General features: G+C 66.9%; 3 protein-coding genes. All 3 read left to right on the top strand.

Annotated features, from left to right (window positions below; genetic code table 11):
- Nucleotides 1-415, top strand: a 415-nt coding sequence (locus tag VED21_RS28925; RefSeq protein WP_414638331.1) for an ABC transporter permease subunit, incomplete at its 5' end; no start/stop codon positions are given.
- A gap of 63 nt (nt 416-478) precedes the next feature.
- Complete coding sequence (gene urtC, locus VED21_RS28920) at nt 479-1555, top strand: urea ABC transporter permease subunit UrtC (protein ID WP_414638332.1); 1077 nt, start codon at nt 479-481, stop codon at nt 1553-1555.
- 16 nt (nt 1556-1571) lie between these two features.
- Nucleotides 1572-2354, top strand: a complete 783-nt coding sequence (urtD, locus tag VED21_RS28915) for an urea ABC transporter ATP-binding protein UrtD (protein WP_324888647.1) — start codon at nt 1572-1574, stop codon at nt 2352-2354.
- Nucleotides 2355-2425 lie beyond the last annotated feature (71 nt).

Here is a 2425-nt window from a genome sequence, read left to right as displayed (position 1 = left end):
TTCGCTCGTGCTGCGCCGCACGGGTTTCGGCCTCCACATGCGCGCTGTCGTGCAGAACCGCGGCATGGCCTCGTCGATGGGGATCCGCACCCCCTGGGTGGATGCGCTAACCTTCGGCCTCGGCTCCGGCATCGCCGGGGTGGCCGGCGTGGCGCTGAGCCAAGTGGGCAACGTCAGCCCGAACCTTGGGCAGGGCTACATCGTCGACAGCTTCATGGTGGTGGTGTTCGGCGGTGTCGGCAGCCTGTGGGGCGTGCTGGCCGGGGCGCTCAGCCTGGGTGTCGTCAACAAGATCCTGGAACCCTACGCCGGTGCCATGCTGGGCAAGATCCTGGTGCTGGTCTTCATCATCCTGTTCATCCAGAAGCGCCCGCGCGGCCTGTTCGCGCTCAAGGGCCGCGCGGCGGAGGCATAATCGATGGGTCCGTTGACCTCGCGTCTCCTGGCATTGGAATCCCGCCGCGGCTGGTCGGTCTTCATGGCCCTGCTGGTGGTGGCGGTGATCCTGGTGCCGGTCCTGCACCTTGCCATGCCGCCGGACAGCGTGTTCCACGTCCCCGGCTACATGGTCAGCCTGTTGGGCAAGTACCTCTGCTACGCGCTGCTGGCGCTCAGCCTCGACCTCGTGTGGGGTTACGCGGGGGCGCTGTCGCTGGGGCACGGGGCGTTCTTCGCGCTGGGCGGCTACTGCATGGGCATGTACCTGATGCGGCAGATCGGCGCGCGCGGCGTCTACGGCAACGCCAACCTGCCGGACTTCATGGTGTTCCTGAACTGGAAGGAGCTGCCCTGGTACTGGTGGGGCTTCGACAACCCGGTCTGGGCCTTGGCAATGGTCATGGCGGTGCCGGGGGTGCTGGCCTTCGTCATGGGGTGGTTCGCCTTCCGCTCGCGCATCAACGGCGTCTACTTCTCGATCATCACGCAGGCGATGACGTTTGCCCTGATGCTGGCCTTCTTTCGCAACGAGATGGGCTTCGGCGGCAACAACGGCCTGACGGACTTCAAGGAGATCCTGGGCTATCCCATGCAGGCCACCGGCACGCGCGTCGGCCTGTACGTGGCCTCCGCGCTGTTGCTGGCGCTGGGCTATCTGGCGGCGCGCTTCATCGTGGCGTCCAAGCTGGGCCGCGTGCTGATGGCGATCCGGGATGCCGAGAGCCGGGTGCGCTTCCTGGGCTACGACGTCACGGCGGCCAAGCTGTTCGTCTTCACCGTGTCGGCGGTGCTGGCCGGGCTGGCCGGGGCGCTGTACGTGCCGCAGGTCGGCATCATCAACCCCAGCGAGTTCTCCGCCGCCAACTCCATCGAGGTGGCGATCTGGGTGGCGGTCGGCGGGCGCGGCACGCTGGTGGGCTCCATCCTCGGTGCCTTCACGGTGAACGGCGCCAAGAGCTACTTCACCGGGGCGGCGCCGGAGATCTGGCTGTTCTTCCTGGGCGGCCTGTTCATCCTCGTCACCCTGTTCATGCCCAAGGGGATCATGGGCGTGTGGGCGCAGCTGCGCGGCAAGATCAAGGGAGGGCTGCATGTCGCCCAAAAGCACCGCGCTTAAGGCCGCCGACCTGTCGATGGCGTCGCCGTCCTACGGTGTGGCCAACGACCCGCACCCGGCGCACGGCTCCATCCTGTACCTGGACGGCGTGCACGTCGCCTTCGACGGGTTCAAGGCGATCAACGGGCTCAGCCTGATCCTGGCGCCGGGGGAGCTGCGCACCATCATCGGCCCCAACGGGGCGGGCAAGACCACGATGATGGACATCATCACCGGCAAGACGAAGCCCGACCGCGGCGACGTGCTGTACGACGGCGGCGTCGACCTGACGCGCCTGGACGAGACGCGCATCGCCAACCTCGGCATCGGCCGCAAGTTCCAGAAACCCACGGTTTTCGAGCACCTGAGCGTGTTCGAAAACCTGGAACTGGCGCTGAAATGCGACCGGCGCACGCTGAAGACCTTGTTCTTCCTGCTCTCCTCCGCCGACCGGACGCGCATCGAGGAGGTGCTGGTCCGCATCGGCCTCGCCGAGAAGCGCACGCATCTGGCCGGGGTGCTGAGCCATGGGCAGAAGCAATGGCTGGAGATCGGCATGCTGCTGATGCAGGAGCCGAAGGTGCTGCTGCTGGACGAGCCCGTCGCCGGCATGACCGACCATGAGACGGAGCAGACGGCCGACCTGATCCTCGACATCAACCGCGACCGGTCCGTGGTGGTGGTGGAGCACGATATGGAGTTCGTGCGCCGCCTGGGCGCCAAGGTCACCGTGCTGCACGAGGGCTCGGTGCTCGCCGAAGGCTCGCTGGAGACGGTGCAGCAGGACCACCGCGTGATCGAAGTCTATCTGGGGCGCTGAACGATGCTCACCGTCGAGAACGTGCATCTCTACTACGGCGCCAGCCACGCGCTGCGCGGCGTGTCGCTGGC

Source organism: Azospirillum sp. (assembly GCF_035627195.1).
Classification (GTDB): domain Bacteria; phylum Pseudomonadota; class Alphaproteobacteria; order Azospirillales; family Azospirillaceae; genus Azospirillum.
The sequence above is the reverse complement of the archived record's forward strand: the minus strand, read 5'-3'. Positions and strand labels throughout refer to the sequence as shown.